The organism is Microbacterium umsixpiens (genome assembly GCF_053543675.1).
Genome location: NZ_JBLVOH010000149.1, coordinates 1 through 3,188, shown reverse-complemented (window position 1 = coordinate 3,188; position 3,188 = coordinate 1). Strand labels below are relative to the sequence as shown.

Here is a 3,188-nt window from a genome sequence, read left to right as displayed (position 1 = left end):
CGTCGGACGCGACTCTCCCGACGGCACGGGCTTCGTGCTGGAGCGCGTGCGCGCCGTGGGCTCGCGCACCGCCGTGCACGTGATCAACTATCTGCCGTCGCGCTTCGCCGGGGTGCTGCCCGACCTCCGCGACCCCCGCGCGAGTCTGTACGCCGCGATCAGGAACGTCGCCGGCGTCCGCATCGCCCGCATGCACCGGACGATCGAGGCCGTCGCCGCCGATCGGGCGCTCGCGGGCCTGCTCGAGGTCGAGCCGGGGCATCCGATCGTCGTCGTCGAGGCCGTCGCCTATGACCAGAGCGGCCAGCCCATCGACTTCTCCCGCGCCTCCGTGCGCACCGATCGCCTCCGCGTCAGCGTCGACACCGGTTTCGATGCGGGAGGCATCTCGACCGAGACCGCCTCCGGTCGTTACCCCGCCGCTCTGCGCTGACCCACCCACTCACGAACCCCGGGAGCCCTGCACATGACCGACCACCGCATCCTCGTCATCGGCGACAGCTACATGACCGCCGAGATCTTCACCCGCGCCTTCGCGCAGCGGGGTCTCGCCGTCGACGCGACGACGATGACGATCACGACGCCGACGTGGGACACCTCCTCCATCCGGGAGTACGAGGGGGACCCGGCGGAGGTCGCGAGCCTCGGCCGCGGCTACGACGTCATCGCCTTCCACGCGGCGCCCGTGACCGCCGACGTCCTGGCCGCGCTCCCCGACCTCCGCCTCGTCGGATGCGCACGCGGCGGCCCCGTCAACGTCGATCTCGACGCGGCGCGCGAGCGCGGGGTACGAGTGACCACGACCCCGGGGAAGAACGCGGATGCCGTCGCCGACCTCACGATCGGGTTCCTGATCTCCCTCGTGCGCAACGTGCCGGCGTCGCTGCGCGACGTGGACGAGCGGGTCGCCGACGGCCGTCCGCTCGCCGAATCGACCTTCGAGGGGGCCCGCTGGTTCGGCCGCGAGGTGAAGGGACTGCGACTCGGTCTCATCGGCTTCGGCAACGTCGCCCGCCTCGTCGCGGCTCGGGCGCGGGCGCTCGGCGCGACCATCACCGCGTACGACCCCTTCGTCGACCCGGCCTCGGTGGCGGATGCCACGATCGTCTCCGACCTCGACGCGCTGCTCTCCGCGAGCGACGTCGTCAGCGTGCATGCGCGAGCCACCGACGAGAACCGCCACATGATCGGCGCCGCGCAGATCGCCCGCATGCCGGAGGGGTCGTTCCTCATCAACACCGCCCGGGAATCGCTCGTCGACGAGCACGCGCTCCTCGAGGCGCTGCGCAGCGGCCACCTCGCCGGCGTCGCCCTCGACGTGAACGAACCCGATGGACCGTGGCGGGAGCTCGTCGCGGAACCGAACCTCATCCTCACGCCCCATCTGGCCGGCGCGACGAACGAGACGCTCGTCCGCGGTGCCGACATGCTCGCCGCCGAGGTCGAGAGTTTCCTCACGGATGGGAGCCTGCGATGGGAACGATGACGGACGTCTTCCTCGCCATCGACGCCGGCACCGGATCGGCGCGAGCGCTCGCCTTCGACATCGAGGGCCGACTGGTCACCCGAGCAGCGCGCGAGTGGACGCACACCGCCGTACCGGGGCACCCCGGCGGCACGGTCTTCGACACCGAGAGCGGATGGAGGGCCATCGCCGCCGCCGTCTCGGAGGTCGTGGCGCACCTCGGCGGGCGGCGCGTCGCGGCCGTGGCAGCGTCGAGCATGCGGGAGGGATTCGTCCTGTACGACGCTGGGGGCAGCGAGCTCTGGGCCTGCCCGAACACCGACGGTCGGGCACGCGCGGAGGCCGACGAACTGGTCGCCGAAGGTGTGGCCGACGAGGTGTACCGCACGGCGGGGGACTGGGTGTCGATCACGGCCCCGGCCCGCCTGCGGTGGATCGCCCGCCACGAGCCCGACCTCTTCGCGCAGGCGCGCCACTTCGGGATGTTGAGCGACTGGGTCACGACGCGCCTGACGGGCGAGTTCGTCACCGAGCCGACCAGCGGCTCGAGTTCGGCGCTGTTCGACCTGCGGTCGAGGAACTGGTCGGACGAGCTCGCGCGACTCGTGGGCGTGGACCGCAGCATCCTCCCTCCCGTGGTCGAATGCGGTGAGGTCGTCGGAGTCGTCACACCCGCCGCGGCAGCCGCCACGGGACTCCCGGTGGGCACGCCCGTCGTGACCGGTGGTGCCGACACCCAGCTCGCGCTCCACGGCATCGCGGCCCGCGAAGGCGTGCCGACGATCGTCGCCGGCACGTTCTGGCAGACCACGGCCGTCACATCGGAACCGCTGATCGACCCCGAGCGGCGACTGCGCACGCTCTGCCACGTCGATCCGGGTACCTGGATGGTCGAGGGGATCGGCTTCCTCTCGGGACTCGCGATGCGCTGGTTCCGCGATGCGATGTGCCCGGACGCCGCCGAGCTCGGACGCGCAGCCGGAACGTCCGCTTTCACCGTCATGGAGGAATGGGCCGCGGCGGTTCCGGCAGGCGCCAACGGTGTCGTCGCGACCATGGCGAATGTGATGCAGGCGGACGCCTGGCATCACGCGGCCCCCGCGTTCGTGGGCTTCGACATCAACGACGCGGCCCGCTCGTCACGGGGAGCATTCGTCCGCGCGATCGAGGAATCAGCCGCGATCGTGGCCGGCGCGCACCTCGAGATCCTCGCTTCCCTCACCGGCGGCCGAGCGGTCGCCGAAGGATCGGTCACCTTCACCGGCGGCTCGAGTGCGGGCGCTCTCTGGCCGCGGGTGATCGCCGGGGTGACCGGACTCGACACCCGCGTGACCCCTGCGCCGGAAGCCACCTCGTACGGCGCCGCCCGCCTGGCCGCGCGCGGTGTGGGCGCCGCCCTGCCGCCGATGGGCGATCCCGACCGCATCGAGCGTGTCGACCCCGGCGAGCACGAGCAGTACCGCGCGGTGACCGAGCGCTGGCACCGCGTGTACCGCGACATGCTCTCGATCTCAGGCCCCGACCTGCTCCCGCTCTTCACCCCACCGGGTGCCGCCCGCGGCCCCCACGACCTTTCCCCCACCCGACTCTCGCCCGTCGGCCACGCCGGCTGACGACCACCAGAAGGAGACACCATGGCAGACCTCGAAGGCAACGCCGCAGCGAAGAAGTTCCACTCCGAGACACCGGCCGTGCGCTTCTCGCAGAACATCCGCGGGGCCGC

General features: G+C 72.0%; 3 protein-coding genes. All 3 read left to right on the top strand.

Going from position 1 to position 3,188, the window contains the following annotated elements:
* Positions 1 to 433: GntR family transcriptional regulator (locus ACNPM4_RS14625; RefSeq protein WP_448986125.1), on the top strand; the 433-nt coding region annotated here is incomplete at its 5' end.
* Positions 434 to 466: 33 nt separating this feature from the next.
* On the top strand, positions 467 to 1,486 hold the full coding sequence (locus ACNPM4_RS14620) for an NAD(P)-dependent oxidoreductase (RefSeq protein ID WP_448986124.1): 1,020 nt from the start codon (positions 467 to 469) through the stop codon (positions 1,484 to 1,486).
* Entirely contained in the window at positions 1,474 to 3,078 is a 1,605-nt protein-coding gene (locus tag ACNPM4_RS14615; RefSeq protein ID WP_448986123.1) for an FGGY family carbohydrate kinase, read from the top strand. The genes ACNPM4_RS14620 and ACNPM4_RS14615 overlap by 13 nt, the downstream gene beginning before the upstream one ends.
* Positions 3,079 to 3,188: the final 110 nt, after the last annotated feature.